Below are 26,811 nucleotides of genomic sequence, written 5' to 3' on the forward strand. Positions count from 1 at the left end.
ATTTCTCTGTCATTAGCGCCGTCTCGCGGCCCATCCACCGAATTTGTTGAGGAACGTCTGCGATGGAGCAGAACGCTGAACAGACCTTGAGTCTTCCCCTTTTGCCGCTGCGCGACGTGGTTGTCTATCCGCAGATGGTGATTCCGCTGTTCGTGGGGCGCGAGAAGTCGATCCGCGCACTCGACACGGCCATGGAAAACGACAAGCGGATATTGCTCGTCGCTCAGCGCGAGGCCGGTCAGGACGACCCTGAATTCGGCGATCTCTTCGATGTCGGCACGGTAGCCGAAATCATGCAGCTGCTGAAGTTGCCTGATGGCACCGTCAAGGTATTGATCGAAGGCGATTACCGTGCCGATATCCGCGATATTCATGAAGACGATGCGGGTTACGTCTCGGCGGAGGCTTTGCGCCGCGAAAGCGAGACGTTGACCGAACGCGAGCAGGAGTCGTTGGTGCGCGTGCTGCTCAATCAGTTCGAGCAGTACGTCAAGCTATCCAAGAAGGTGCCCAACGAAGTCCTTAACTCGTTGTCCGGCATCGAGGACCCCAGCCGCTTGGTGGATACCATCTGCGCCCACTTGTCGCTCAAGATCGGCGACAAGCAGGAATTGCTCGAGATGGATCGTGTGCGTGACCGCATCGAGCACCTGATGGCGCTGATCGAATCCGAGATCGATTTGCTGCAGGTGGAAAAGCGCATCCGTTCGCGGGTCAAGGACCAGATGGAGAAGTCACAGCGCGAGTACTATCTCAATGAGCAGATGAAAGCCATCCAGAAGGAAATGGGTGAGCTCGAGAATGCGCCCAACGAGGCCGACAAGTACGAGCAACTGATCGAGTCCACGGGCATGCCCAAGGAAGCGGCCGAGAAGGCGCGTCAAGAGCTAGGCAAGCTCAAGATGATGGCGCCGACCTCGGCAGAGGCGACAGTGGTACGTTCGTACCTCGATTGGTTGGTGGCCGTGCCCTGGAAGAAGCGCTCGCGCGTCAAGCACGATCTGGTGAATGCGCAGAAGGTGCTCGATGAAGACCACTATGGCCTGGAAGAGGTCAAAGAGCGGATCCTCGAGTATCTGGCCGTCCAGAAGCGCGTCAAGAAGCTCAAGGGGCCGGTGCTGTGCCTGGTAGGCCCTCCGGGGGTCGGCAAGACCTCGTTGGGGCAATCGATCGCGCGTGCCACCAACCGGCGCTATGTACGCCTGGCGTTGGGCGGGATTCGCGATGAGTCGGAGATTCGTGGTCACCGGCGTACCTATATCGGTTCACTGCCAGGCAAGATGATTCAGCGCATGAGCAAGGCCGAAGTGCGCAATCCGCTGTTCCTGCTCGACGAAGTCGACAAGATCGGCATGGATCATCGTGGCGATCCCTCATCGGCGCTGCTCGAAGTGCTCGACCCGGAGCAGAACAACAGCTTCAGCGACCATTATCTGGAACTGGACTACGATCTGTCCGATGTGATGTTCATCTGTACCGCGAACTCGATGAATATCCCCGAGCCGCTGCTCGATCGCATGGAGATCATTCGTCTGCCCGGTTACACCGAGGACGAGAAACTGGCGATTGCCAAGCGGTATCTGGTGCCCAAGCAGCTCAAGGCCAATGGGCTCAAGGACGACGAGCTCAGCTTCTCCGATGAAACGCTACTCGAGCTGGTGCGCTATTACACGCGTGAAGCGGGCGTGCGCGAGCTGGAGCGTCAAATCGCCAAGGTCAGCCGCAAGGTACTGCGCAAGCGTGTCGAGACCGAGAAGCAGCAAGGCGCGCAAGGCCCTCAAGTGCTTGCCGCACCGGATATCGAAGCTTACGCCGGTGTACGTCGCTTCAGCTATGGTCTGGCCGATCAGGACGACCAGGTGGGGCGTGTCACCGGGCTTGCCTGGACGTCGGTGGGCGGTGAGCTGCTCAATATCGAGTCGGTGGTATCCCCGGGCAAGGGGCGACTCAACAAGACGGGGTCGCTTGGCGATGTCATGAAGGAGTCCGTGGATGCCGCGCATACCGTCGTACGGGCCCGCGCTACGGCGCTGGATATTGATCCCGACCGTTTCGAGAAAGAAGACCTGCACATTCACGTGCCGGAAGGGGCGACGCCCAAGGATGGACCCAGTGCCGGCGTTGCCATGGTCACCGCGATGGTGTCGGCATATACTGCGCGTCCGGTCCGTTGTGACGTGGCGATGACCGGTGAAGTCAACCTGCGTGGCGAGGTGATGCCAATCGGCGGCCTCAAGGAGAAATTGCTGGCAGCGCGACGCGGTGGTATAAAGACGGTGCTTATACCGGAGGAAAATCGCCGGGATCTCAAGGAAGTGCCGGACAATATCAAGGATGCGTTGGATATCCGGCCCATTACATGGATTGATGAAGTTCTCGACGCGGCGCTGGTCGGAAAAGCAGAGGTTGAAACCGGTGATTCCCTAGCGGAAACTAGTCAGCCTTCGCGCTCCAATATCAGCACGCATTGACAGAATTTAGCGGCCATGCCGTGGTATGAACTCACGCATGGCGCGGCTCGGCGCGAAGCTTTCTTGACAAGAGTTTCGTGGCATTGCTATAAATTCCAGCCTTTGTTGTGACGCTTCAAAAAGTGGAAGTTTCGCGCCGATTTCCAGTCATTACCGAAACAGTCAAGGGGTGAAGTGTGAACAAGTCTGAGCTGATCGAAGCCATTGCTGCATCTGCCGACATTCCCAAGGCGGCTGCAGGCCGTGCGCTCGACGCCATGGTCGATACCGTCTCCGATAGTCTGAAAAAGGGCGATTCCGTCGCACTGGTTGGCTTCGGCACATTCTCCGTCAAGGAGCGTGCCGCGCGCACTGGCCGTAACCCGCAGACCGGTGAGACGATCGAAATCAGCGCCGCCAAGGTGCCGACGTTCAAAGCAGGCAAGGCGCTCAAGGATTCGGTCAACTAAGACCGGTCGAGCGGGGCCGAGGTGTTCGTCATGGGCGCGATGCATGCAGAAAGCCGTGTCTGAAGCGAGATGTCGTGTCGGTTCGGTCCAGCAAAAGAGGCGTATCGCGTAAGCGGTGCGCCTTTTTCATGCCGGTAGCCATGCGTAAGCGTGCCCCTTTTTGACCGGGACACACTCGTTGCCGGTATAATCCGTTCTAGTTTCAAGAATCTCCATCACGTCGAGGCAAGCATGCTGCAACGAATTCGAGAGGGTTCCCAAGGGTGGGCCGCCAAAGTGATCGTCGGCGCGATCATCGTGACGTTCGCACTCTTCGGGGCCGAGTCCCTGGTCGGGGTCTTTACCTCCGGCAGTGATGATGCCGCGACCGTGAACGGCGAACCGATCGGCAAGCGAGCGGTCGAGATGCAGGTGCAACGCGCCATTCGTTCGGGGCAAGTACCGCCCGATCAAGAACGTGAGCTGCGTAAACAGGTCACTGATCAACTGATCTCTACGGAATTGCTGGATCAGTACGCCGAAGAAGGAGGCATGCATCTCTCCGATGCGCAGATCGATCAGCTCATCGTTGGCCGTCCCGAGTTTCAGGATTCGGAGGGTAACTTTTCTCAGGAACTCTTCTCCAACCGTCTCTCCCAAGCGGGCTATACACCCTTGTCGTTTCGCAGGGAGCTACGCAGTGATTTGAAGCGTCAGCAGCTTCAACAGGGGATCGGGCTGTCGACTCTGGTGCTCCCGGGGGAGGCCAAGCGCCTGCAGGCCTTGGAGAATCAGACGCGTGACTTCCGCTATGCCGCGTTGACAGAAGATGATCTCGACACTCCGGTCGAGGTGAGCCAAGACGACATGCAGTCCTATTACGATGCGCATCAAGATCAATATCAGCGCCCCGAGCAGGTCAAGATCGAGTCGGTGGTACTGAATCAGGAAGATGTGGCTCAGGATGTCGAGGTCGATGAGCAGGAATTGCGAGACGCTTACGCAGAAGAGCGGCAGGACGCGCCTCGCGAAGTCGCACACATCATGGTCGATTATGGCGATGAGCGTTCTCGCGACGAGGCCATGACGCGTATCGAGGAAGCTCAGGACAAGCTCGACGACGGTGAAGACTTTGCAGCGGTGGCGGCCGAATACTCCGACGATACGGCATCCGCCGACCAGGGCGGCGACTTGGGCGTGATCAATCGCGGCTTCTTGGGCGACGCGTTCGATGAGGCTGCTTTCTCGCTGGGCGAAGGCGACGTGTCGTCGGTCGTCGATGGTGGCGATGGCCTGCATCTAATCAAGGTCACCGATATCGATTCCCCCAGCTTCGATGAAAGGCGCGAGCAGCTCGCCGAGCAAGTACGTCTCGACAATTCCAGTGATGCGTTTAACCAGCAGGTGCAGGCACTGGAAGACCAAAGCTATGCGGCAGAAGACTTACAGAGCGTTGCCGACGAGCTGGGCTTAGAGATGCAGACGAGCGACTGGGTCTCCAGGGACAGTGCCGATGGCGTGCTCGCTGAGCCTGGCGTGATGGATGCCGCTTTCAGCGAGGATGTGCTGGAAAACGGCTATAACAGCGATGTGCTGGAACTCGATGATCAACGCCGTGCCGTGGTGCGTGTCGCCGACCATCGTGACGCCACGACCCTGCCGCTCGATGAGGTGAAGGATCAGGTGCGTGAAGCAGCCAAGGACGTCAAGACGCGCGAAGCGCTTGAAGCCCGTGCCAAGACATTGGTCGAGACGCTCAAGAAAGGGGATTCAGTGTCACTCGACTGGCAGAGCGTCGAAGATGCTACACGCGACGGCAGCGATGCGCCCGAGGGTGTGCTGCGTCAAGCCTTCCGTCTGCCGCATCCCGATCAGGGCAGCAGCTTCGGGCAAGCTGCTGCCGATGAGGGTGTCGCCATCATCGAATTGACCGATGTGCGCGACGGCGATACAGGTGATGCGAGTGATAGCACGCAAATGACCCAGCGGTTGCGTGCGCAGGCCGCCATTCAAGGTCTGACCGAGACCCTACGCGAAGAAGCCGATATCGAGCGTCATTGATCGACGCCCACGGGTAAAGATAAAAAGCGCGGCTCCCAGGAGGCGCGCTTTTTTGGTTCATCGTACTTTACCGGTCAAGAGAAGAGGCTTAGGAAGACGTTTCGGTATGCCGCTCCAGGTCATCGAGGATGGTCAGTGCTTCCTCGCGATTGTCACCGCAAACCGCGCGGTCGTAATCGAAGGCATGGCAAACGGTGGGTCGCCGGGGATCGCCGAACAGGCGGCAGCGATTGTCTTCATCGAGTTGCACGCAACGTACGCCGGCCGGCTTGCCATCGGGCATGCCGGGGATGTAGGAGCTGATGGTTGGCGCAATACAGCATGCGCCACAACCGATGCGACAGTTCATGGGACATATTCCGTTCGACGAATGAAATGCGATCACCAGCGGTGCCGTTTACGATGCTTCGGCGATGGCGCCCTTGTCGATTCCCTCGAAGGCCTGGACGCGAATCCGGCTGTGCGTCTCCTGGGCGATCTTCTCCGCGAGCCAGGCGGCGATATGCTCGATGGTCGTGGGTGTGGATAGCAGATGGCAGCGCTCGCGGGGCAGCGTCAGGTGGAAGTGCCCTTGATCGGCGCGATAGGCCACACTCAATGTATCCAGAGACTCATCGGCTTGCGGCGCGAGGTCCTCGTCGTGAATCAAATAGCAGGCATCCAGTGCCTGCGCCCATTGGCACTCCAGGTCGAGGTCACGTTTTCCGTTCCGCCAGATATGCAGACGTGAGCGGTGGCCGTGGGCGATGCGTTGGCAATTGCCCGCATGATGCTTGAGGCCATGGCTGTACGTATAGGCGGCCGACTCGATGTCTTCATCGCGTAGACGCAGACGGATCGTCTCGACCTTGGCGGGCGGTCGACGGCTGAGTTCGTCGGAGAGGTGCGTAGCCAAACGCTGCGTGGTGATCTCTGGCCAGGGCAGCAGGGTAAAGCTTTGACGCGGGCCCCGAAGCTCAATGGGATAGGGGAATTGAGTGCGTAGGCACAGCCCCTCGGCGCAATCGAACACCTGGATCCCCGGTGCCTGGGTCGGGACCAGCAAGGTGTGGTCGAGGCCCTCGTCGAGCCGTGATTTGATCCAGGGTTTAACCTCGCCGAAGTCGAACAGCATGCCGTCGGGGCCGAGTTCGCCCGTGAGCTCGGCATCGACATGCCAGCTCACGCCGGTCAAGCCACGTTCCGGCGACCACAGCGAGGCGTCTATATGGGTGAGGTGGTTGACGAAAAGCGTCATCAGTCGATTCCCGCGATCTTGTGAGTTTGCAGCGACAGGCGCCACTGTGGATGAGCAAGGCAGTAAGACACAGTGTCTTGCATGGTCGTGCCTTGCCCGCCGCGCGGGACGAGATCCATCGGCTGCAGGAAGAAATGCCTGAAGGCGAGATGCGTGAAGTGCTCGGGCATGGCATCGGACTGCGGAAACACCAGCTTCAGCTCATCGCCTTGCGTAATGCGCAACGCCGCGTCGCCTTTGGGGCTGACGCATAGCCAATCGATGCCGGCGGGCGATGGGAGCGTGCCGTTGGTCTCGACGCCGATTTCGAATCCCTGGGCGTGCATGGCCTCGATAAGCGGTTTATCGAGCTGCAGCAGCGGCTCGCCGCCGGTGAATACCACGTAGGGTACGGCAGCTTCCGGCGCGTGAGGCCAAAGATTCATGAGATGAGCCGCCAAGGCGTGGGCATCCTCGAAGCGACCGCCGTTCTGGCCATCGGTCCCGATGAAATCGGTGTCGCAAAAGCGGCAGTGACTGGTGGCGCGGTCTTGTTCACGCCCCGACCAGAGATTGCAGCCCGTGAAGCGGCAGAACACGCTGGCACGTCCGGCGTGTGCCCCTTCGCCCTGGAGCGTATAGAAGGCTTCCTTGACGCTGTACATTACGACACTTTCTCCGGCGCGGCGTAGGCCAGGGGGTCGTCGACTCCCTGTGCGGCGAAGGCCGCCAGACGCTCCCGGCAGCTACCGCATTGTCCGCAGGCATACTCGCCTCCCAGGTAGCAGGTCCAGGTCTGGGCGTAATCGAGTCCCATCGCGACGCCGTCGGCCAGGATGTCGTGCTTGCTGGAGTGCAGATAGGGGGCGGCGACACGCACGGGATTGAAATCGGCGATGGCGGCAACGGCGTTGACGCCCTCGACGAATTCGGGGCGGCAGTCGGGATAGAGCACATGATCGCCGCCATGGGCGCCATAGAAGCAGACATTGGCACCGATGTTGATGGCGTGACCTATGGCCAGCGAGAGCAGGATCATGTTGCGGTTGGGCACCACCGTGGCGGTCATGTTGTCGGCATCGTAGTCGCCTCCGGGCATGTCGCGATCGGCATCGGTAAGGGCGGAATTGCCGATCAGGCCGTGGATGGCGCGGATGTCGACCACTTGGTGGGCGACGCCCAACTGCTGGCAGACCTGGCTTGCCGTCTCGAGTTCACGCGAGTGGCGTTGTCCGTAGTGGAACGACAAGGCATGGACGTCGAACCCGGCGCGCAGGGCGCGATGCAGAACGGTATAGGAGTCCATCCCGCCGGAGTATATGACCACGGCCTTGGCGGTATCGTCGGGTGTGGTGAGTGCGGTAATAGTGCTTGCCTCAGCGCCGGATGGCTGAGGGGCATAGTGCGGTGTGTCGGTCATGAGGTTTGTCCTGAGCGGAGAATTTGTAGCCTCCCGCCAGTGTCACGACACTGGCGGAAAACACGCCCGGGATCCGGTCCGGACGAAGCGCGCACAGTGTAACCGGCGAACCATTCGCCGGCTAGCGTGGCGTCAAGCCAGTGCGCTGCGCTCGCCGCATAAAGAGGTCAGGAACTGGCGTCGGCGCTGGGCCTCAGGGAGTGGCTGTGAGACCAGGTGAACGAGTTTGGTAAACGCCGCTTCGGGCGTCATGTCGTCGCCGGCGAGCGCGCCGATATCCTTGAGTACATTGCCGCTGGCATAGGTGCCTAGCGTCACGGGGCCGTGCGGACACTGGCTGATGACGGCGAGCAATGTGCCACGGCTACTAGCGGCGGCCAGTTCACCTGCCAGGGCCGTGTCGTCGGGAATATTGCCGCTCCCCCAGCTTTCGAGAACGGCGCCGTGTACATTGTCGTCATCGAGCAGTTGCGCGACCTGACGTGCTTGAATGCCGGGCCATAGTGGCAGACGTATGACTGACGACGTGGGCACGAGGTTGGGTAGTTCGAAGCGCGGCGCACCGTTAGGCGAAAGACATCGCTCAGTATAGAGAACCGGCTCGTCATCGACGATTTCGCCCAACAATGGCCAGTTGGGGGCGTGAAAGCCATCGAATGCTTGGGTATCCCATTTACGCGTGCGGCAACCGCGCATGAGTTTGCCGCCGAAGGCGATGGCGACTTCGGTGAGGTCCGTCCGGGCGGCGAAACGCAGCGCCGTTGCGACGTTGTCGAGGGCGTCGCTGTGAGGTGCTTCCAGCGGTTTCTGCGCTCCGGTGACAACGACGGGTTTGCCCAGACATTGCAATTGGAAGGCCAGGCTCGAGGCCGACCACGCTAAGGTATCGGTGCCATGCAGGACCACGAAGCCGGCATAATCCGCATATCGCTCGGCAATGTCGCGCGCCAGTCGCTGCCAATCGGCGGGCGTGGCACTGCTCGAATCGATGGGCGTAGTGTATTCGAGCATTTCGAAAGGTGGTATGGCATCGCGCCGAGAGGCGGCGAGATGCGTGAAGGCCTGACGCAGGCGCGCCTCAAAATTGCCGCCGGGGTGGAGGCCTCGGGGGCCGTCGAGCATGCCGAGGGTGCCGCCAGCATAGAGGACGAGAATAGTGTTGGCAGTCATGGTGTCACGCGTGTCTCGTAAGATAACAGGATAGGCGTGTGGCGATCGTTAGTCGTCGTCTCGTTTGGCCAGCGACCAGCCATCGGATTGGCGCGGTGGTGTTGTCGAAGCGTTCGGCGTAGCAGCCTTTTCGCGTATTGCGGCGACGTCTTCGTGGCTGACGAAGCGCAATTTACCGTCGTTGCGCTGGGGCTGAGAAATCAGCGGGCCCTGGAAGCGCCAGCAGCGTTCCGGCACCCAGGAAACGTGATAACGCCGACCCGCATACTCGGCCTCACCCTCATCGATCAAGTGTATCTCGCTGCGTAACGGGAGCCGTGCGAAAAGATCGGAGTGCAACACCTCGTGATGCTCACCGATACGCACCGGTCCCACGAAAGTGCCGCGGGCCAATGCGCGTCGACGACGCGACATCCGCTCCGTTCCTTCTGCCATCCCCTTGCCGCAAAGATGCAAGGTCGTGTCGTCGAGTTGTTTGACGACCCAGATGGCAATGCCTTGTTGGCGGGACAGGCGATCCTGCAACCACTCGAGCATGCAAAGCTCCTTCGACCGGCGATAAGCGTCGCCGGGCTCGGGCGTGGGCGGCACCGAGCCCGGTGGGGCACGCGTTACAGGTCGTGCCCGAGAATGACTTGGCAAATGGCGGCGAAGCTACGCGCTTCCGGTGGATGATCGAGGTCGATCCCCAGCGACCGACTGATATCGGAGGCCGAAACCAGCCCGCGAATGATCGGACCTTGTTCCCCAGGGGCGGTAATCAGCAAGTGCTGGTCGCCGGATGCCTTGAGCGTTTCCACGAGGTCGCCGACACGTGCGGTCTCCAACTGTGCTAGCGGCAGGGAGTGCAACTGCGCACGCGGCGTCTGGATCATGTCCACGGTGACTTCCTCGCGGGGCACATCATGTTGCTGCATGGCGATGGTGATCTTGCGTCCTCCGACCAATTCGCGAGCGTTGATGACACCGGTGAAGCGCCCGTCAGGGCCCATGACCATGAGCAAGCGTACGCCTGCCTGTTTCATGGTATTGAGAGCCTGCGAGATGGTATTGGAGGTCAGGGTGGTCTGGGCGCGTTGAGTGCTGAAATCGGTCAAGAGTCGCGCCGCCGGACTGTCCAGCGTCAGTTTGTGATGGGTGGCGCGCGGTTGAGCGATGCCGGTGACGCCGTCGAGTTCCGACAGGGTCAGCGTGGAATAGAGGCGCGGTGTGGAGGATGTCGTCATGACGAACTGCCTCGTATGCTGAGCCGCCAGGCCGCGTCGGAAATCGTGGAACGAGGCTTGGCGACAGGGTTCACATGTGCTGGCGAAGATCGCCACGCACACTGTCGAGAAAGGTAATGAAATGGCGGTCTCGATCATCGTCCTGACGGTCGATGCGGCACCCCATCTTCATGGTGCGTTTGACGAGAATCTCATCGTAAATATCCAGCGTGACCTTGATGGCTGGCTTGTCGCCAGGCGTGAGGCTGCCATCTTCGAGTGTGAAGCTTTCAAGCAGCGTCCCGCGTACGCGCGTGATACCGCCTTCGGCAAGAACGCGACGTACGAAGAGCCAGCCTTCGCATGCCAGCGAGGTTTCATGAGGGCGCTGACGCAGAAATAGAGTACGGTAACAAGCGCCCTCGGCAGCACCTTTTTCCGCCATGCTGCGGTAGCCCTCGGCGACGCGCGACGCCATTGCGCCTGACTCGGCCAGCTTGCGCACGGCAGCATTATGTTCGCGATGAAGCTGGTCTTGACGCTGAAAGCGTTGCCAGCGTGCGTAGTCGGCGAAAAGCGATGTCGAGTCCATCGTGGCTGTGGCTCCTGGGGGTCGATTCGAATTGCCTATCATCGCCCATCGAGGCGTGAAAATGCCAGCGTCGACGGGCGGGCGCGGGACGTGTCGCCTTGCCTCGAACGGTGAGAAGCGATGACGAGCAAGGGCTAAAGTTTACGCTCCCGGGGCCGATGTATGAATAACGCTCGTAAAGTCAGTCTTTTCGACGCTAGCGTCGACGGGCCTCGTGGTAAAAAGATCAACCTATTCGCTGAGGGCATGTCATGCCTACGATTACTTCCTTGGGTGTCGGTTCGGGGCTGGACTTGAGTGGCTTGCTGGACGATCTGAAAGAAGCCGAGAGCGCGAAGCTAGAGCCGATTACCGAACAGCGGGCAAGCTACAAGGCCAAGCTGTCGGCGTTCGGAAAGCTGGAGAATGCCTTGGGCTCGCTGCGCGAGTCGGTAACCGCGCTCAATGATCCCGAGACCTTCCAGGCGTTGAGCAGCAAAATGCAGGGCGATGCCGTCAGCGTATCGACCGACAATACTGCCGTCCCGGGGCGTTACCAGGTTGAAGTGAGCGCCTTGGCTCGGTCGCAGACGCTGGCTTCCGAGGGGTTCGAAAAAGAGGCCACGCTCGATACCGGCGAGCTTTCTTTCAGTGTTGGCGACGAGGCGTTTTCCCTCATCCTCGACGATAGCAACAATACTCTGGAAGGCTTGCGGGACGCGATCAATGCGGAAGGGACCGGCATCAGTGCCTCGATCATCAACGATGGCAGCGATAAGCCCCAGCGTCTGGTGCTGACTGCCACCGAGACGGGGGCAGCCAATCAAATCGCGATTTCCTCCGAAGAGGCCGGGTTGCAGGCAGCTTTCGGTTTTGATGCCGCCGCCCCCGAGACCAGCGACATGCGTCAAACGGTGGCCGCCCAGGATGCACAGTTGAGCGTGAACGGGATCGCCATCACCAGTGCGTCGAATCATGTCGAGGGGGCGCTGCAAGGCGTGACCTTCGATCTGCAGGCCACCAATGAGGGCGAGGCGGATGCGCTGACGCTCAGCCGCGACGACGGCGCGATCAAGGATTCTATCAATGATTTCGTCAAGACCTACAATTCGCTGCAAGAGCGCATGTCGAGCTTGACGTCGTTCGACGCCGAGTCCGGAGCAGCGGGGAAGTTACTCGGCAACGCCACGCTGCGAGGCGTGGAATCGCAACTGCGTAATGCCATGGGGCATGTTGGAGACGGCGATTTCGCGTTGCTGTCCAATATGGGAATTTCCTTGACGCTCGATGGCACGCTCGAGATCGACGACGACGCCTTGGATGAAGCGATCGAGGACAATCTCGACAGTGTCAGCGCGTTTTTCGCTGGCAATGTCGACGATGAAGAAAGTGACGGCTTCGCTGCTAGTCTGGATACGGTGTTGGGCAACCTGCTGGATGAGGGAGGAACACTGGACACTGCTACCAGCGGTATCGATACCTCCATCGAGCGCCTCGGCGAGCGTTACACCAGTATGCAAGCCTCTATCGATGCGACGGTGGAGCGCTACCGCAAGCAATTCGCCGAGTTGGATTCACTGGTGTCGCAAATGAATTCGACGAGTTCTTATCTGACCCAGCAATTCGATAGCTTGAATGCACAAATGAACCAGTAGGGGAACTATCATGAATATGATGCGAGGCGCCCAGGCCTATGCCCGTGTCGGTGTCGAATCCGGGGTGATGTCGGCCAGTCCACATCAATTGATCGTGATGCTTTTCGACGGCGCGCAAGCCTCCATTCGGGCCGCCAAGATGCACATGGAGGATGGCAATATCTCCGCCAAGGGGCAGGCGATCACCAAGGCCCTGAATATTGTCAACAACGGGTTGGCGGCGGCGCTCGATCATGAGCGCGGCGGTGAACTCTCGGAGCGCTTGGGGAGTCTGTATGACTATATCGCGCGGCTGTTGTTGAGAGCCAACTTGCGCAACGATCAGGCGGCGCTCGACGAGGCTGCACGCCTGTTGGAAAATATCGGCTCGGCCTGGCGTGAAATCGCCCCGCAAGTGGATGGATCATGAGATGAGCAATGCGTCGGAGCGTCTGGACATCTATGAGGATATGCTCGAGCGCTCTCGGGCAATGCTTGAAAGCGCTCGTCACGAGGATTGGGAGACCCTGATACAGCAGCGTGCTCGCTATGTGGACGATGTCGAGGTATTGCGGCGCACACCTCAAAGCGATCGGTTCAATGCGCAAGAGCGCCAGTACTGCGCGCGCATGATCGAGGAGATTCTCGAGAACGATCGCGTCATTCGAGACCAGCTCGATGCCCGCTGCGAGGAGCTCACGCAATTGATCGGCAGTTCTCGGCGTCAGCAAGCGTTGGTGCGTGCCTACAACCAAGGACAAGGCACGCTATCGCAGCGCACTCGCCCCTCTCGGGGCACTGAAGGGCGCACGTGAGTGGTATCACGCCGATTATCGACACTCTGCTCCATCAGGTATTGGGGCAACGAGTCGACGCGCCTCGTACGAACGACCTGCCCGCGCCAGTCAAGCCGATACTCTCTGGAAATGCCATAGAATCATTGACCCGAGAAGGCGGTGGGCTTCAGCAGCGCGGCTCTGCACAAGCCGAGTTGACCTCGGCGCGTGCTACGGCGCTTCTCGAATCGGGTGTGCCCTCAGGCAAGGCGGGAGAGCCTGCGTCGACGCCCAACTCGTCCACCACGCATTTCAGTACCGCCGCGCGCACTATTGCCGATGTGCTGGCGCGTTTTCCCGCACCGCCTTCCTCGATTACCTCGCCGCAGCCGTTACTTCAGGAGGGTGATGCGTCGCCGAGGCTCCTGGCGTCTCAATTGCAGCAAAATATTCAAAACAGTGGCGTGTTCTACGAATCGCATCTGGCGCGTTGGCTGAAGGGTGAATGGTCCACTGCCGCGCTGTCCCGCGAACCGCAAATGGCGTTGGCACCGCGTTTGTCGGCAGCAACTGGTCTTGCCACAGCCGAAGCGCCTCATGCGGGGCGTATGGCGGACACGGGGTCGCCCACTCGCGCGGCCATGGCCGAGCTGGCATCACCGCTTGCGTCGACTGTGCTGCGCCCCGCGACCGCTGCCAACCGTTTCGCCGAAGCGCCCTCGCCAGCACAGCAAGGCGCTTCTCCCGAGATGCTCTCGGCGCGTGGGGAGATGCTGACGAGCGAGCAGCGTCATACCCTGGCGAGTTCGGCCTTTCAGCAAATCGGCACGGATCAAAGCGATACCTTGCAGTCTGTCGTCCGCCATCAACTGGAGATGTTGGTGACACCGTCACTGCGTTGGGAAGGTATGCTATGGCCGGGCATCATGTTGGCCATGACGCTGCAGCAATGGTCGGGAAGCGATGGCCAGGATGCCGACGGTGAGGGGCAATCGCAGGGGCATGACAAGTCGCCTTGGCATAGTGAGATGAATATTTCCTTGCCGCATCTCGGTGACGTGCATATCGCCATGACACTACGTGCCGAGCGAGCCTCGTTGTCGATCTCGGCGCCTGAAGGTCCGGCCTTGGAGCGCCTTTCGGAACAGGCGTCGGCGTTGCATGAACGCCTTGATGCTTTAGGAGTGCAAGCCGTGATCGACGTGCACCGTATGCCTGATAACGACGCGAGTGAGGAGCGCCATGAGTGACACGTCCGACGAAAGGCGACGCGCCGTTGCGTTAGCTTATCAAGATCCTTCGGCGGCGCCTGTCGTGGTGGCCAAGGGATACGGCGACCTGGCTGAACGGATTGTCTCGACAGCCAAGAAAGATGGCATTTTCGTGCATGATGCCCCCGAGTTGGTGGCGCTTTTGATGCAGGTCGATCTGGATGCTCAAATTCCTCCCACGTTGTATCAAGTCATTGCCGAGTTGCTGGCCTGGGTCTATGACCTGGAGCGTGAGGAAGCGGCCTCGAATAGCGAGTCAGGCGCGTCCATGCGTCGTTGAATTGCGACGAAAGACTGCGGCTTATTGACGCACCCTCTTTTTATAGCTTGCTAATAATTATCCTGATGTGGCAGGTGTCCAAAGCGTCGGCAATGCTTGCCACTCATGGGCTAGTCGTCCTCTGCAGCATGGCTAATATCGCACTTATGAGTGAGAAGCCTCATTCTTTTTTTGTAAGGATTTGTTTGTTTCCATGTAGGAGATGTTGAATCTTTTCATAAAAACGTCTCAAAATGATGCGACGGTAAGAATCGAGTCAGCCGAAAAACCAAAAAAATGGCTCATGGGAGAGAGGTCGTAGAAGCCTCCTCCACCACAATAACGTCGTACGCAGGGATTTATATGGAAACCGATAGCCTTCTGGATGATATCCAAGATATCAACCTGTCCTACCTGCTGCTTGCGCAGCGCATGATCAGCGAAGATCGCACTACCGCGCTCTTTCGTCTCAAGATCGACGACGAAATGGCGGATCTCATCGCTTCCTTGTCGATCAAGCAACTGACACAACTCGCACGAACGAATCAACTGCTCTGCCGGCTCTGCTATGACGAGCCGCAGCAACTTCGCAAGCTGACACACAATCAGCGGGAGCAGGGGTTGGGGCAGACGCATGCTGCCCTGTTGATGGCGAGCGCACGCAACGAGCGCTCGTCTGTCTCTTCGAACTGAGGAGTATCGTCGTGAGCGAGAAAAGTCTAGTGGGCGAAATGTTGCAGGTGCAGCTCGCCATCGAGTTGATCGAACTGGGAGCACGTCTGCAGGTGCTCGAGACCGAGACGGATTTGAGCCGAGGGCGCTTGATCAAGCTCTACAAGGAAGTGCGTGGCATGTCGCCCCCCAAGGGCATGCTGCCGTTTTCGACCGACTGGTTCATTACCTGGATGCCGAACATCCATTCCTCGTTGTTTTACAACATTTACTCGAGCCTGCTCGACGATTGCGGTTGTGAGCGAATGTCGGCTTTCATCAAGGCTTTCAGGCTTTATCTAGAGCAAGTCAGTCTTGAAGAAGGGGAGCCGGTGCTGGGGTTGACGCGTGCCTGGACACTCATTCGCTTCTTCGAAAGCGGCATGATGCAACTTTCGGCCTGCACCAACTGCGGTGGCCGGTTCGTCGCTCACGCCTACAGTCCCGATCACGACTTCGTCTGCGGTATCTGTCAGCCGCCTTCGCGTGCCGGCAAGACACGCAAGAAACGGCAGCCCGAGGAGCGGGTGGCGACGCCGCATCGTCAGTTTGTGCCGGCGTCCGAGGCTGTGAGTGTGACGGCGCGACGTCTCGTCGCTAGATAGGTTTTTCATCTCTAGCGTCGTCGTGGGCGCAGAGATAACGACCGATACCGGGAAGCGACACGACGCATTTCTGCGTTTTTTCATTCAAGGCGTGTCGCTTCCTGCCGATAGAGATATCAACGGGCCAGTCATGCATGCCGCTAGGAGCGTTCTGCTGTGTTGATTCTAATCGGCTATTTGGTTGTTATCGCATCGATCGGAGGGGGCTATACCCTCGTCGGTGGGCACTTCGGTGCGCTATTCCAGCCATCCGAAATTCTCATGATCGTCGGTGCTGCCGTGGGCGCCTTCATCGCTGCCAACAATGGCAAGGCGATAAAGGCTACCTTGCGTACGTTTTCGAAGCTCAAGCGTACCAATAAGTACAACAAGGCGATGTACATGGAGTTGATGGCAATGCAGTACCGCCTGCTGACCAAGGCGCGGCGGGACGGCATGCTGGCTATCGAGCGCGATATCGACTCCCCCGAGGATAGTGCGATCTTCTCCGACTATCCCAAGATCTCCAGTGACCCCTTGATCATGGCGTTCATCACCGACTACTTGCGTTTGATGGTCAGTGGCAACATGGATCCATTCGAGATCGATGCACTCATGGAGCACGAGATCGATACCTTTCAGCATGAAGCGGACATTCCCGCCCATTCCTTGCAGAGTGTCGGCGATGGCCTGCCTGCATTCGGCATCGTGGCCGCCGTCATGGGCGTCGTTCATGCCCTGGGGGCAGCCGATCAGGGAGCGGCGGCCATGGGGCAGATGATTGCCCAGGCGCTGGTGGGAACTTTTTTGGGGATTCTGCTCGCCTATGGGTTCGTGTTACCCGTCGCTCAGCGACTGCAACTCCAGATCACCGAAGCCATCAAGATGCTGCAATGCATTCGCGTGACATTGATGGCGAGCCTGAACGGCATGGCGCCTCAACTGGCGGTAGAATTCGGGCGCAAGGCCCTGTTTCTTGCTGAACGGCCTTCGTTCACTGAGCTCGAAGAACATGTGCGGGCCGAGGGAAACGGTACACGTGATACTGGGACGGGCTAAGCATGAGTAGCGAACGCCGTCCCATCATCGTCAAACGCAAGAAAGTCGTCAGTAAGGGGCATCATGGGGGCAATTGGAAGATTGCCTATGCCGATTTCATGACTGCCTTGATGGCGCTTTTCCTGGTGCTCTGGATATTGTCGATGGTGCCTGAAGACGAACTGGATCATATCGCCGAGTATTTTCGTACGCCTCTGGCGGTGGCGATGACCGGCGGTGACAAGTCGACGGCCAGTACCAGCGCGATCCCCGGTGGCGGGGCGGATCCTACCTTCTCCGAAGGCGAAGAGCGGCGCATTGACAAACGCCAGCACTCCCGCCCCAGTGACGAGATGCGACGTCTGAGAGTGCTTCGCGATCGCCTGGAGCGCCAGGTCCGCGAAGATCCGAATCTGCGTCAGATGAGCTCCCAACTGCGTACCGACTTCATTCCCGAGGGGCTGCGCATTCAGCTCGTCGATACCGACAAGCGCCCCATGTTCGAGCTGGGCAGTGTTCGGCTCGCACCCTACATGCGTGATCTCTTGCAGGCGCTGGCCCCGGAGCTCAATGACGTCCCCAATGCGATCAGCCTCACTGGACATACGGATGACCTGCGTTATGCCGGAGGTGAAGCAGGATATAGCAACTGGGAACTTTCCGCCGACCGTGCCAATGCGTCGCGTCGCGCCTTGGTCGCGGCCGGGCTCGATTCCGACAAGCTGCTGCGCGTCGCGGGGATGGGATCACGCGTCAATCTCGAAGGAACGAAGCCGAGCGAGGCGGTCAATCGACGTATCAGCATCGTCGTGTTGTCGGAGCACGCCGCCGAACAACTGCGAAATCAGGGCGAAGCCGGTTCGGCGAACCCCGAAACGATACTCGATAGTACGGATGACACGCAGCGAGAAGGGTTGTCGCCGACGCAGGGCGCTGACTCATTAATGCGTAACGCACTCCCGCAAGTGTATGAACGCACTACCGGTGGCGGTGAAGGGCAAGATCAGCCATCGCCCTAACGATCACGATCACGTGGGATGAGCATGGATATAACCGAATTCTACGAGACCTTTTTCGAAGAGGCCGAAGAGCTACTGGGCGACATGGAGCGCCACCTGCTCGAGCTGGATCTCGACGAGCCGGATCCGGAGCAACTCAACGCCATTTTTCGTGCCGCGCATTCGATCAAAGGTGGCGCGGGTACCTTCGGGTTCAGCGTGTTGCAAGAAACTACGCATATGCTCGAAAACCTGTTGGATTATGCCAGGCAGGGCGAGCTCATCTTGCGCACGGATATCGTCGACCTCTTTCTGGAAACCAAGGATATGCTTAACGACCAACTTGATGCCTACCGCAATGGCGCCGAACCGGATCCGGAAGCCTTTGCCCGCATTTGCCAGACGCTGAAGAAGCTAGCGCTGGAAGAGCTGGGACATGGCGTGGGCAGTGAACCTGAGGCCGATACCGTGCCGCCCGAGCGGGTGGCGGATGAGCCCCCAAGCTCGGCGGCCGAGGATAAGGTCGACGAAGAGGCGTCGGAAGGGCAGACGCAGGAAGTTCAGGACGCCGTCGCTGATAGCGGCTGGCTACGTGTCGTGCTGTTGAACGTATCCGACAAGGACCGTGAGCTCCTCGTCGAGGAACTCGGTAATCTCGGCGAGGTGAAAGAACAGCACGGTGATGCCGCGCGTTATGAGGTGGTACTGGAGAGTGCTTCCAGCCGCGACGATATCGAAGCCGTGATGTGCTTTATCGTCGAGCCTGAGCAACTGGACATCGCTGCGATTGCCGCGCCGACCGACGAGACCACGCAGGGAGAGGCCGATGCTGCTGCGGCACCTGCTGTGTCTCAGGACGATACGCCGGCACCCGAGGCATCGGCCTCTGCCGATGCCGAGCAGGCGGCGGCTCCCGCAGAGAAAGCACCGACACAGGCAGCGTCCAGCGACAAGCCTGCGAATGCGGCGCCAGCTAACAAGGGGGGGGGCGGTGCCAAGAAAAAGGCGGGTGCGGAGTCGGCGACGATTCGCGTGCCGGTGGAGAAGGTCGATCAGATCATCAACCTTGTCGGTGAACTGATCATTACCCAGTCCATGCTCGATCAAACCGCCAGCGAACTCGACGTGGCCGCCCATGGGCCGCTGGTCAATGGCATGAACCTGCTACAGCGCAACGCGCGTGACTTGCAGGAGTCGGTGATGTCGATCCGTATGGTGCCGATGGACTATGTGTTCAGTCGCTTTCCACGCCTGGTGCGCGATCTTACCGGCAAACTGGGCAAGGAGATCGAGCTGGTCACCGAAGGCCAGTCCACCGAGCTCGACAAGAGCCTGACCGAGCGCATCATCGATCCGTTGACGCACCTCGTGCGTAATAGTCTCGATCATGGCATCGAGATGCCGGATGTGCGCGAGGCTGCAGGAAAGCCACGTACAGGCCAACTGACGCTTTCTGCCCAGCACCAGGGCGGTAACATCCTCATCGAAGTGAAGGACGATGGGGGCGGTCTCAGCCGCGACAAGATCCTCGCCAAGGCGGCTCATAACGGATTGACCGTTTCCGACAGCATGAGCGACGACGAGGTCTGGCAGCTCATCTTCGCGGCAGGGTTCTCGACCGCCGATCAGGTCAGCGACGTTTCCGGACGTGGCGTGGGCATGGATGTCGTCAAGCGCAATATTCAGGCCATGGGTGGCCATGTCGAAATTCAATCCTGGCCCGGAAAAGGCACCACGACCCGCGTGGTATTGCCGCTGACCCTGGCCATCCTCGACGGCATGTCGATCAAGAGCGGGTCGGAAATCTTCATCCTGCCGCTCTCGGCGGTACTCGAGTCACTGCAGCCCAGCAACGATGATATCTACTCGATGGCAGGCAACGACAAGTTGCTCAAGGTGCGCGACGAGTACCTACCGCTGATCGCCTTGCACGACATCCTGCACATCGACGGCGCCGAGCAGGACCCGACCCAATGCATTGCGGTCATACTGCAGGCCGAAGGGCGGCGCTATGCCTTGTTGGTTGACGATCTCGTCGGCCAGCAACAAGTGGTCGTCAAGAACCTAGAAACCAATTACCGCAAGGTGCCGGCCATATCGGCGGCAACGATTCTCGGGGATGGCAGTGTGGCGCTGATCCTCGATATCGCCGATATCAACCGTTTGCACCGTCAGCGTGCCAACTCTCCCAAGCACGCTGAACTTACCGCATCACGCCAGGAGGACGTAGTTTCATGAGTGATATGACCCAGGCCGCCGAGGCGGCAATCGATACGCAAAGTCAGGAATATCTGGTGTTTTCCCTGGGTAGCGAGGAATACGCCGTCGACATCCTGAAAGTGCAGGAAATTCGCGGTTACGAAAACGTGACGCGCATCGCCAATGCCCCGGATTTCATCAAGGGCGTGACCAATCTGCGCGGCGTGATCGTGCCGATCGTCGATCTGCGCATCAAATTCCACCTCGACAAGGTCGAATACGAAGGGCAGACCGTGGTGATCGTGGTCAATGTCGCCGACCGAGTCGTGGGTATCGTGGTCGATGGCGTGTCCGACGTCATGACGCTTTCTTCCGATCAGATCAAGCCCGCGCCCGAGTTCGGGGAAACGCTGTCTGCCGATTATCTCAGCGGCTTGGGCAGTCTCGAGGATCGCATGCTGGTCATCGTCGATATCGAGAAACTGCTGACCAGCGAGGAAATGGCGTTGGTCGAGCAACAAGCCCAATAAGTCCAATAAGCTGTCGCGAGCCGCCGCCAGAGCGCGCCGAGACAAATCAATAAAAAACGAACACCAGGGAACCGTATCATGCGCAATAACCAGCCCGTTACTCAACGTGAGCATGAGCTCGCGGATGAAGATTACCTGTTGTCCCGTACGGACTTGAAAGGGGTCATCACCTACGCGAATCCGGCTTTCGTCGAGATCAGCGGCTTTACCTACGACGAGTTGGTAGGGTCGCCGCACAACCTCGTGCGTCATCCGGATATGCCGCCATCAGCCTTCGAGAATATGTGGGCGACGCTGAAGAAAGGCGAAATCTGGGGCGGGCTGGTCAAGAATCGTTGCAAGAACGGTGATTTTTACTGGGTACATGCCACCGTGACGCCGATTTTCGAAGGTGGCGAGATCGTTGGCTACACCTCGGTGCGTGTAAAGCCCTCCGCCAAGGCGCGTGCCGATGCGGAGCGCACCTATGCGGCCATGTCGGCTGGCAAGCATCGTGGGGTCAAGCTCGAACGTGGCGAGATTCAGCATACCGGTGTCTTGGCGCGTCTCAAGCGTCTCAAGTTCAATACCTTCAAAGGTCGCCTGGTGACCATGATCGTCGTGGCGGTGTTGATGCTGGCGGTCAGCAGTGCTCTCTCCATGGTCAACTTGCAGCGTGCCGGCGACAAGCTTCAGGCACTTTCCGAGCAGGGCCTGGAAGACGTCGCCCGCTTGCAGAAAATCGATCAGTTGATGGCGAGTGGTCGAAATCTGGTCGACAAGCCCGTGAGTAACCCCATGTCGGGGGACATGGAAGCGGTGACGGCCGAGGCCGAAGGACTAATGACTAGTCTCTCCGAAGCCTGGAGCGCGTATTACGACGAACGTCCCGCCAATCACACTGAGGCCGCCGAACGTTTCGATGCCTCCGTCCAGCGTTATCTGGACGATGGGTTGCGGGTGGTCTTGGATACCCTGAATTCCGGCGACTTCTATGAAGCCTATGTGGCTTACAACGATGTGCTGGAGGGCGAGCGTGCAGAGGTCAGCGACCAGCTCAACAGCTTGGTCGATGAGAAGCGCAACGCTGCTATGGAGACGGCCAGCGAAGCGGCCGAGACGCAGCATGACATGCTGCTATGGCAGGTGGGCGTCTTCATCTTCGGGCTGGTGGTGCTGGTGGTGCTGGGGATCGTCACGGTGCGCTCGACACTGCGCCCGGTACGTGAGGCGTTGGATTTCTCGTTGCAGATTGCGGCCGGTAACCTCGGGGCCAACCTCAAAGGCGGTCAACAGGATGAAATCGGACGCCTGACGCGCGCTCTGGACACCATGCGTCGCAGTCTTGGCAACATCGTCAAGGAGGTCAACGAAAACGTGGGTGTGGTAGCACCGGCGACTCGTAACATTGCTGAAGGCAATGAAGACCTTTCTTCACGTACCGAGCAGCAAGCCGCTTCGCTCGCCCAGACGGCTTCCAGCATGGAAGAGATGACCGCCACCGTTAAGCAGAATGCCGACAATGCGCGCCAGGCGAGCCAGCTCTCGAACACTGCCAGTGAGTCGGTGCGTCAGAGCGGCCAGGTCATGGGGGAAGTGGTCAACACCATGGGGCGTATCCGCGATAGTTCGCATAAGGTAGCCGATATCGTCGGCATGATCGACTCGATTGCCTTTCAGACCAACATCCTGGCCTTGAATGCTTCAGTCGAAGCCGCACGTGCCGGCGAACAGGGTCGTGGCTTCGCCGTCGTCGCAGGTGAGGTGCGCAATCTCGCCAGTCGCAGCGCGGACGCCTCGAAGGAGATTCGCGCCTTGATCGACAATTCGACGCAAGAGATCGAAGGCGGCACCGACCTGGTGCGCAAGGCCGAGGGCAGCATCGAGGAGGTCGTCAATGCGGTGACGCGCGTCAACGACATCATGAGCGAGATCACCGCCGCCTCGGACGAGCAAAGCAGTGGTATTGAACAGATCAATCAGGCCATCACGCAGATGGATGATGTCACTCAGCAGAATGCCCATCGCGTACAGCAGACGGCCTCGTTCGCCGCAGAGCTTGAATCCAGCGTCACCGATCTATCGCGCTCCGTGGCTGTCTTCCGCCTGGCCGGTAGCGGCGTCGAAACGGTGCGCCGCAACAAGAGTTCGGCAAGCCTTGCCAAGCCGCAGGCCCCCGCGAACCACGGTGACGGTAAGCAGGCGACGTCATCTTCAGCGCAGCGTCAAGAGACCTCTCTGGTGTCTCAGCGCCAGGAGCCGCCGAAGGCGGGCGCTCACCAGGCATCACATGAAGAGGAGTGGGAGTCCTTTTGAGCGAATTTCATCAGTCTCCTGCACCGCAGGAAGAGCATCCTAGCTTGTTCGGAAGCGCCGATCGAGATCTGGAATTCACGGAAGCGGATTTCGAAAAGATACGCACGCTCATTTATAAGCGCGCCGGTCTCGTGCTGGCATCGCACAAGCGTGAAATGGCCTATAGCCGCTTGGCAAAGCGGCTGCGGTTACATGGCATGCGCCGCTTCAGCGATTATCTGGCGCGTCTGGATCAGCATCCCGACTCGCCGGAGTGGGAGGCGTTCACCAACGCGTTGACGACGAACCTGACGTCGTTTTTCCGCGAGGCACATCATTTCTCGCTACTCGCGGAGCACGTCAAGCAAGCGACATCGCCCGTGCGTATCTGGTGTGCGGCGGCGTCGACGGGGGAAGAGCCCTACTCGTTGGCGATCACCCTTAGCGAGGCGCTGGGTAGCCGGGCCTCTCAGGCACAGATCCTGGCCACCGATATCGATACCGACGCGCTGAACAAGGCACGCAAGGGTATCTACGCGCTGGATCAGCTCGAGAAGGTTTCCGAGGCATGTCGTCGAAAGTTTTTCCTGCGAGGCAGTGGCGCACGTGCGGGGATGGCGAAGGTTCGCCCTGAACTGACCGCGATGATTGATTTTCAATCACTCAATCTGACGTCGGGTAATTGGGTGGCAAAGGGGCCGTTCGACGCTATCTTTTGTCGTAACGTGATGATTTATTTCGACAAGGAAACCCAGGCGCGCATCCTGGAGCGTTTTGCACCCTTGATGAAACCCGATGGCCTTTTGTTTACCGGCCACTCGGAAAATTTCTCCTACCTGACGCAGCGTTTCAAGTTGCGGGGGCAAACCGTGTATGAATTAGCGCGTTGACCCTTCAGTATTGACGCGACTGGCCGATAGAACATGCATGTGGGTTTGCCGTGCACGGCAATTGGTCGGCGGTTTCCATGCGTGAGGCCCCGGGATCTCCCTGTAACGAACATTAAGCCCTGTCTGAAAGGCCGGCGAGTGCTGGCCGCTTTCAGACAGAGCGTAAGGAGTGGTGGCGTTGTCCTCGAATAAGATCAAGGTGCTATGTGTCGATGATTCGGCGCTGATTCGTGACCTAATGAGCAAGATCATTGACAGTCAGCCGGATATGGAGGTCGTTGCCACGGCACCTGATCCCCTGGTCGCCAGGGATCTGATCAAGCGCACCAATCCCGACGTGTTGACGCTGGACGTGGAAATGCCGCGCATGGACGGTCTCGATTTCCTCGAGCGTTTGATGCGTTTGCGTCCCATGCCGGTACTGATGGTGTCTTCGCTGACCCAGAAAGGTTCCGAGATTACCCTGCGCGCACTGGAACTAGGTGCCGTCGATTTCGTCGCCAAGCCGGAAATGGGCATTCGCGAGGGCATGCTCGAATATACCGAAATGATCGCCGACATGATCCGAGCGGCGGCGCGCTCACGTCCGAAAGCCGTGTCCAAGCAGCCGCCGGCCAAGGACAAGGCACCGCTCAAGGCACCGCTGCTATCGAGCGAAAAGGTGATCATCATTGGGGCTTCCACGGGTGGCACCGAAGCCATACGCCATGTGCTGGAGCCTTTGCCCGCCAATAGCCCGGCGATTCTGATCACCCAACACATGCCGGGCGGCTTCACGAAGTCCTTCGCCGAGCGCCTCGACAAGCTGTGTCGTATTTCCGTAAAAGAAGCCGTGGACGGCGAGCGTGTTCTACCCGGTCACGCTTATATCGCCCCGGGTGACTGGCACATGAAACTCGCCCGCTCGGGGGCCAACTATGTCATTCGCTTGGACGATGCGCCGCCGGTCAACCGGCATCGTCCATCGGTGGACGTACTGTTTCATTCTGCTGCGCAAAGCGCGGGCCGCAACGCTCTCGGTGTGATTCTCACCGGCATGGGCAAGGACGGCGCGGCGGGCCTGCTCGAAATGCATCAGGCAGGTGCCTATACCATTGCTCAGGATGAAGCGAGTTGCGTGGTGTTCGGCATGCCGCGCGAAGCAGTGCTTCTCGGTGGCGCCGCCGATACCATCGCGCTTTCCGATATCCCCGCTGCCCTAATGAAACGCGCCGAAGCCTCCGGGCGCGCGCAGCGGGTATAAGACTCTCGAACGAATTAAAAGAACAACGCTCGACTCATCATCTCAATCTACGCCAGGGAACTTGTCAGGAGACGACATGGGAAAAATACTCAATGACCTTTCGGTCAGGGCCAGTCTGACGATCGCGCTGACCATCATGGTCGTGATGATCGTGATCATTACTGGATTAGGGTTCTACTCCAATCAAAAAAGCGCCGAGGGGCTGGATACCATCAATAACCTCGGGTTCCAGCAAGCCAGCGCCGTCAATCGCGCCACGCTCAATCTAGTGCGTGCACGGGCATTGCTGGCAAGTTATCGCAACGCGGTGGAAGCCGGGGATACTCAGCGTGTGCAAGAGCTGCAAACAGCAGTAGAAAGCGCGATGGATAAGGCCGGTGACCGGATCCAGGCGTTCGATCAAGTGGCCAGGACCGATGCCGGTGAAGAGTACGCCGCGCGTATCGACGAATCCTTTGCGGCTTTTCGCGATGAGGTCCAGCGTCAGCTGAGTGCCGGCGAAGACGCCGTTCGCACAGAGGACGACCAGCGTATCAATCCGCTGATGGATAATCTGGATGATAGCGTGCGTGACTTTATCCAGTACGCCGAGGGTCGCGTGGAGAATGCCATTCTTGCCGACGCTGATAGAAGTCATTGGATCGAAGTTGTCGAGATCGTGTTGCTGATCCTGTCGGTTATCATCGCCGTCCTGGTGCGCATGGTGCTGGTCAAGAATGTGGTCAAGCCGTTGGATGAAGCGGTCGAGCATTGCGAGCACATAGCCAAGGGCGATCTCTCGCATCGCATCGCCGAACGCGGCAGGAACGAGATCGGCCGCCTGTTCGCCGCCATGCGCGACATGCAAACCGGTTTGGTGGGCACGGTCACGTCCGTACGTGACGCCAGCGGTTCGATTCATGGTGGCGCCCGCGAGATCGCGTCCGGGAATGCCGATCTGTCGTCGCGTACCGAGCAGCAGGCCGCCTCGCTCGAGGAAACCGCTTCGAGCATGGAGGAACTGACCTCCACCGTTAAACAGAATGCCGACAATGCGCGCCAGGCGAGTTCCCTGGCGAGCGATGCCTCGACCACGGCAGGACGTGGCGGCGATGTCATGCAGGAAGTTTCCACGACCATGCAGGGCATCACCGATAGCTCCAAGCAGATCTCCGACATCATCGGCATGATCGACTCGATTGCCTTCCAGACCAACATTCTGGCGTTGAACGCCTCGGTCGAAGCAGCGCGTGCCGGCGAACAGGGACGTGGCTTTGCGGTGGTCGCCAGTGAGGTGCGTAACTTGGCCAGCCGCAGTGCCGAGGCCGCCAAGGAAATCAAGGGCCTGATTCATACCTCGACCACTCAGATCGAGCAGGGCTCCGAGCTGGTGAGCAACGCCGAGACCACCATGCGTGATGTTGTCCAGGCGGTGAAACGCGTCAGCGATATCATGGACGAGATCTCCGCAGCTTCGCAGGAGCAGAGCGATGGTATCGAGCAGGTCAGTCAGGCCGTGACGCAGATGGACCAGGTGACCCAGCAGAACGCTTCTCTCGTCCAGGAAGCCTCGAGCGCATCCGCGTCGCTCGAAGAGCAGGCGCAGCGCTTGGAAGACGTCGTCTCGGTCTTCCGTTTGCCAGGCGGTGGATCACACCAGGCCCAGGCATTGCCCGGGACGCGCGCGCCAGCGACCAAGTCGGCGGTGTCGGCACCGACCGCAACGTCCAAGTCGTCAGCGCAGACACGTCAGGTGCCGTCGAAGCATACTTCGACGACGCAAGAAGAAAACGAGTGGGAAGAATTCTAGGCCTTGTCTGATCAAGCGCAGGTGCTTTTCAGACAATGTCTAAGCCATACCGCCAGAGTGGTGTGCCAAGCGC

26 protein-coding genes are annotated in these 26,811 nt (G+C 59.3%); 18 read left to right on the forward strand and 8 right to left on the reverse strand.

Going from position 1 to position 26,811, the window contains the following annotated elements; genetic code table 11:
- The first annotated feature begins 62 nt into the window (after nucleotides 1-62).
- The 3 genes from lon (at nucleotide 63) to L1073_RS06855 (ending at nucleotide 4,960) form a co-directional block, all read left to right on the forward strand.
- Nucleotides 63-2,471, forward strand: a complete 2,409-nt coding sequence (gene lon / locus L1073_RS06845) for an endopeptidase La (RefSeq protein WP_246897882.1) — start codon at nucleotides 63-65, stop codon at nucleotides 2,469-2,471.
- Between the two features lie 176 nt (nucleotides 2,472-2,647).
- Nucleotides 2,648-2,920 (forward strand): HU family DNA-binding protein, encoded by a 273-nt coding sequence (locus L1073_RS06850; RefSeq protein ID WP_246897884.1) that lies wholly within the window; start codon nucleotides 2,648-2,650, stop codon nucleotides 2,918-2,920.
- A gap of 231 nt (nucleotides 2,921-3,151) precedes the next feature.
- Nucleotides 3,152-4,960 (forward strand): SurA N-terminal domain-containing protein, encoded by a 1,809-nt coding sequence (locus L1073_RS06855; RefSeq protein ID WP_246897885.1) that lies wholly within the window; start codon nucleotides 3,152-3,154, stop codon nucleotides 4,958-4,960.
- Between the two features lie 88 nt (nucleotides 4,961-5,048).
- Here the strand turns inward: L1073_RS06855 and L1073_RS06860 are convergent, their stop codons facing one another.
- The 8 genes from L1073_RS06860 to L1073_RS06895 all read right to left on the reverse strand — a co-directional run bounded on the left by L1073_RS06860 (nucleotide 5,049) and on the right by L1073_RS06895 (nucleotide 10,563).
- Nucleotides 5,049-5,309 carry a YkgJ family cysteine cluster protein gene (locus L1073_RS06860; protein ID WP_246897887.1) on the reverse strand — a complete coding sequence of 87 codons (261 nt, stop codon included), beginning with the start codon at nucleotides 5,307-5,309 and terminating at the stop codon, nucleotides 5,049-5,051.
- Nucleotides 5,310-5,357: 48 nt separating this feature from the next.
- Nucleotides 5,358-6,197, reverse strand: a complete 840-nt coding sequence (locus tag L1073_RS06865; protein ID WP_246897889.1) for a 6-pyruvoyl trahydropterin synthase family protein — start codon at nucleotides 6,195-6,197, stop codon at nucleotides 5,358-5,360.
- Nucleotides 6,197-6,841, reverse strand: coding sequence for a 7-carboxy-7-deazaguanine synthase (queE, locus tag L1073_RS06870; protein ID WP_246897891.1), 645 nt, complete (start codon nucleotides 6,839-6,841; stop codon nucleotides 6,197-6,199). The genes L1073_RS06865 and queE overlap by 1 nt, the downstream gene beginning before the upstream one ends.
- On the reverse strand, nucleotides 6,841-7,596 hold the full coding sequence (gene queC / locus L1073_RS06875; protein WP_246897892.1) for a 7-cyano-7-deazaguanine synthase QueC: 756 nt from the start codon (nucleotides 7,594-7,596) through the stop codon (nucleotides 6,841-6,843). The genes queE and queC overlap by 1 nt, the downstream gene beginning before the upstream one ends.
- Nucleotides 7,597-7,728: 132 nt before the next feature.
- Nucleotides 7,729-8,766, reverse strand: a complete 1,038-nt coding sequence (locus L1073_RS06880) for an asparaginase (RefSeq protein WP_246897894.1) — start codon at nucleotides 8,764-8,766, stop codon at nucleotides 7,729-7,731.
- 48 nt (nucleotides 8,767-8,814) lie between these two features.
- Complete coding sequence (locus L1073_RS06885; RefSeq protein WP_246897896.1) at nucleotides 8,815-9,303, reverse strand: hypothetical protein; 489 nt, start codon at nucleotides 9,301-9,303, stop codon at nucleotides 8,815-8,817.
- A 74-nt stretch (nucleotides 9,304-9,377) separates the two neighbouring features.
- Nucleotides 9,378-9,992: a CBS domain-containing protein gene (locus L1073_RS06890; RefSeq protein WP_246897898.1), complete on the reverse strand. Its 615-nt coding sequence runs from the start codon at nucleotides 9,990-9,992 to the stop codon at nucleotides 9,378-9,380.
- 70 nt (nucleotides 9,993-10,062) lie between these two features.
- The gene (locus L1073_RS06895) at nucleotides 10,063-10,563 is read right to left on the reverse strand and encodes a hypothetical protein (protein ID WP_246897900.1); all 501 of its coding nucleotides are present in this window, start codon (nucleotides 10,561-10,563) and stop codon (nucleotides 10,063-10,065) included.
- Nucleotides 10,564-10,814: 251 nt separating this feature from the next.
- On the opposite strand from L1073_RS06895, the gene fliD reads away from it, so the two are divergent.
- The 15 genes from fliD (at nucleotide 10,815) to L1073_RS17210 (ending at nucleotide 26,738) form a co-directional block, all read left to right on the forward strand.
- Complete coding sequence (gene fliD / locus L1073_RS06900; protein WP_246897901.1) at nucleotides 10,815-12,197, forward strand: flagellar filament capping protein FliD; 1,383 nt, start codon at nucleotides 10,815-10,817, stop codon at nucleotides 12,195-12,197.
- 10 nt (nucleotides 12,198-12,207) lie between these two features.
- The gene (gene fliS / locus L1073_RS06905; RefSeq protein WP_246897903.1) at nucleotides 12,208-12,606 is read left to right on the forward strand and encodes a flagellar export chaperone FliS; all 399 of its coding nucleotides are present in this window, start codon (nucleotides 12,208-12,210) and stop codon (nucleotides 12,604-12,606) included.
- Nucleotide 12,607: 1 nt separating this feature from the next.
- On the forward strand, nucleotides 12,608-12,991 hold the full coding sequence (gene fliT / locus L1073_RS06910) for a flagellar protein FliT (RefSeq protein WP_246897905.1): 384 nt from the start codon (nucleotides 12,608-12,610) through the stop codon (nucleotides 12,989-12,991).
- Nucleotides 12,988-14,202, forward strand: coding sequence for a flagellar hook-length control protein FliK (gene fliK, locus L1073_RS17305; protein WP_246897907.1), 1,215 nt, complete (start codon nucleotides 12,988-12,990; stop codon nucleotides 14,200-14,202). Before fliT ends, fliK begins: the two co-directional genes overlap by 4 nt.
- Nucleotides 14,195-14,503 carry an EscU/YscU/HrcU family type III secretion system export apparatus switch protein gene (locus L1073_RS06920; RefSeq protein WP_246897909.1) on the forward strand — a complete coding sequence of 103 codons (309 nt, stop codon included), beginning with the start codon at nucleotides 14,195-14,197 and terminating at the stop codon, nucleotides 14,501-14,503. The genes fliK and L1073_RS06920 overlap by 8 nt, the downstream gene beginning before the upstream one ends.
- A 342-nt stretch (nucleotides 14,504-14,845) precedes the next feature.
- Nucleotides 14,846-15,175 carry a flagellar transcriptional regulator FlhD gene (gene flhD / locus L1073_RS06925; RefSeq protein ID WP_246897911.1) on the forward strand — a complete coding sequence of 110 codons (330 nt, stop codon included), beginning with the start codon at nucleotides 14,846-14,848 and terminating at the stop codon, nucleotides 15,173-15,175.
- Nucleotides 15,176-15,186: 11 nt separating this feature from the next.
- Nucleotides 15,187-15,798 (forward strand): flagellar transcriptional regulator FlhC, encoded by a 612-nt coding sequence (gene flhC / locus L1073_RS06930; RefSeq protein ID WP_246897913.1) that lies wholly within the window; start codon nucleotides 15,187-15,189, stop codon nucleotides 15,796-15,798.
- 156 nt (nucleotides 15,799-15,954) lie between these two features.
- Nucleotides 15,955-16,836 (forward strand): flagellar motor stator protein MotA, encoded by an 882-nt coding sequence (gene motA, locus L1073_RS06935; protein ID WP_246897915.1) that lies wholly within the window; start codon nucleotides 15,955-15,957, stop codon nucleotides 16,834-16,836.
- Nucleotides 16,837-16,838: 2 nt separating this feature from the next.
- Nucleotides 16,839-17,834, forward strand: coding sequence for a flagellar motor protein MotB (gene motB, locus L1073_RS06940; RefSeq protein WP_246897916.1), 996 nt, complete (start codon nucleotides 16,839-16,841; stop codon nucleotides 17,832-17,834).
- 24 nt (nucleotides 17,835-17,858) lie between these two features.
- Entirely contained in the window at nucleotides 17,859-20,051 is a 2,193-nt protein-coding gene (gene cheA, locus L1073_RS06945; RefSeq protein WP_246897918.1) for a chemotaxis protein CheA, read from the forward strand.
- The gene (gene cheW / locus L1073_RS06950) at nucleotides 20,048-20,542 is read left to right on the forward strand and encodes a chemotaxis protein CheW (protein WP_133696443.1); all 495 of its coding nucleotides are present in this window, start codon (nucleotides 20,048-20,050) and stop codon (nucleotides 20,540-20,542) included. Before cheA ends, cheW begins: the two co-directional genes overlap by 4 nt.
- A 78-nt stretch (nucleotides 20,543-20,620) precedes the next feature.
- Nucleotides 20,621-22,837 (forward strand): methyl-accepting chemotaxis protein, encoded by a 2,217-nt coding sequence (locus L1073_RS17205; protein ID WP_281506017.1) that lies wholly within the window; start codon nucleotides 20,621-20,623, stop codon nucleotides 22,835-22,837.
- Complete coding sequence (locus tag L1073_RS06965) at nucleotides 22,834-23,706, forward strand: CheR family methyltransferase (RefSeq protein WP_425531570.1); 873 nt, start codon at nucleotides 22,834-22,836, stop codon at nucleotides 23,704-23,706. The genes L1073_RS17205 and L1073_RS06965 overlap by 4 nt, the downstream gene beginning before the upstream one ends.
- A 178-nt stretch (nucleotides 23,707-23,884) precedes the next feature.
- On the forward strand, nucleotides 23,885-24,949 hold the full coding sequence (locus tag L1073_RS06970) for a protein-glutamate methylesterase/protein-glutamine glutaminase (RefSeq protein ID WP_281506018.1): 1,065 nt from the start codon (nucleotides 23,885-23,887) through the stop codon (nucleotides 24,947-24,949).
- Between the two features lie 76 nt (nucleotides 24,950-25,025).
- On the forward strand, nucleotides 25,026-26,738 hold the full coding sequence (locus L1073_RS17210; RefSeq protein WP_281506019.1) for a methyl-accepting chemotaxis protein: 1,713 nt from the start codon (nucleotides 25,026-25,028) through the stop codon (nucleotides 26,736-26,738).
- The last annotated feature ends 73 nt before the right edge of the window (nucleotides 26,739-26,811 follow it).

This window comes from Chromohalobacter nigrandesensis, assembly GCF_023061285.1.
Classification (GTDB): domain Bacteria; phylum Pseudomonadota; class Gammaproteobacteria; order Pseudomonadales; family Halomonadaceae; genus Chromohalobacter; species Chromohalobacter nigrandesensis.

Coding starts and splice junctions, on each gene's coding strand:
- lon (WP_246897882.1), top strand. CDS start 63: ATGGAGCAGAACGCTGAACAGACCTTGAGTCTTCCCCTTTTGCCGCTG.
- L1073_RS06855 (WP_246897885.1), top strand. CDS start 3,152: ATGCTGCAACGAATTCGAGAGGGTTCCCAAGGGTGGGCCGCCAAAGTG.
- L1073_RS06860 (WP_246897887.1), bottom strand. CDS start 5,309: ATGAACTGTCGCATCGGTTGTGGCGCATGCTGTATTGCGCCAACCATC.
- L1073_RS06865 (WP_246897889.1), bottom strand. CDS start 6,197: ATGACGCTTTTCGTCAACCACCTCACCCATATAGACGCCTCGCTGTGG.
- queE (WP_246897891.1), bottom strand. CDS start 6,841: ATGTACAGCGTCAAGGAAGCCTTCTATACGCTCCAGGGCGAAGGGGCA.
- queC (WP_246897892.1), bottom strand. CDS start 7,596: ATGACCGACACACCGCACTATGCCCCTCAGCCATCCGGCGCTGAGGCA.
- L1073_RS06880 (WP_246897894.1), bottom strand. CDS start 8,766: ATGACTGCCAACACTATTCTCGTCCTCTATGCTGGCGGCACCCTCGGC.
- L1073_RS06885 (WP_246897896.1), bottom strand. CDS start 9,303: ATGCTCGAGTGGTTGCAGGATCGCCTGTCCCGCCAACAAGGCATTGCC.
- L1073_RS06890 (WP_246897898.1), bottom strand. CDS start 9,992: ATGACGACATCCTCCACACCGCGCCTCTATTCCACGCTGACCCTGTCG.
- L1073_RS06895 (WP_246897900.1), bottom strand. CDS start 10,563: ATGGACTCGACATCGCTTTTCGCCGACTACGCACGCTGGCAACGCTTT.
- fliD (WP_246897901.1), top strand. CDS start 10,815: ATGCCTACGATTACTTCCTTGGGTGTCGGTTCGGGGCTGGACTTGAGT.
- fliS (WP_246897903.1), top strand. CDS start 12,208: ATGAATATGATGCGAGGCGCCCAGGCCTATGCCCGTGTCGGTGTCGAA.
- fliT (WP_246897905.1), top strand. CDS start 12,608: ATGAGCAATGCGTCGGAGCGTCTGGACATCTATGAGGATATGCTCGAG.
- L1073_RS06920 (WP_246897909.1), top strand. CDS start 14,195: ATGAGTGACACGTCCGACGAAAGGCGACGCGCCGTTGCGTTAGCTTAT.
- flhD (WP_246897911.1), top strand. CDS start 14,846: ATGGAAACCGATAGCCTTCTGGATGATATCCAAGATATCAACCTGTCC.
- motB (WP_246897916.1), top strand. CDS start 16,839: ATGAGTAGCGAACGCCGTCCCATCATCGTCAAACGCAAGAAAGTCGTC.
- cheA (WP_246897918.1), top strand. CDS start 17,859: ATGGATATAACCGAATTCTACGAGACCTTTTTCGAAGAGGCCGAAGAG.
- cheW (WP_133696443.1), top strand. CDS start 20,048: ATGAGTGATATGACCCAGGCCGCCGAGGCGGCAATCGATACGCAAAGT.
- L1073_RS17205 (WP_281506017.1), top strand. CDS start 20,621: ATGCGCAATAACCAGCCCGTTACTCAACGTGAGCATGAGCTCGCGGAT.
- L1073_RS17210 (WP_281506019.1), top strand. CDS start 25,026: ATGGGAAAAATACTCAATGACCTTTCGGTCAGGGCCAGTCTGACGATC.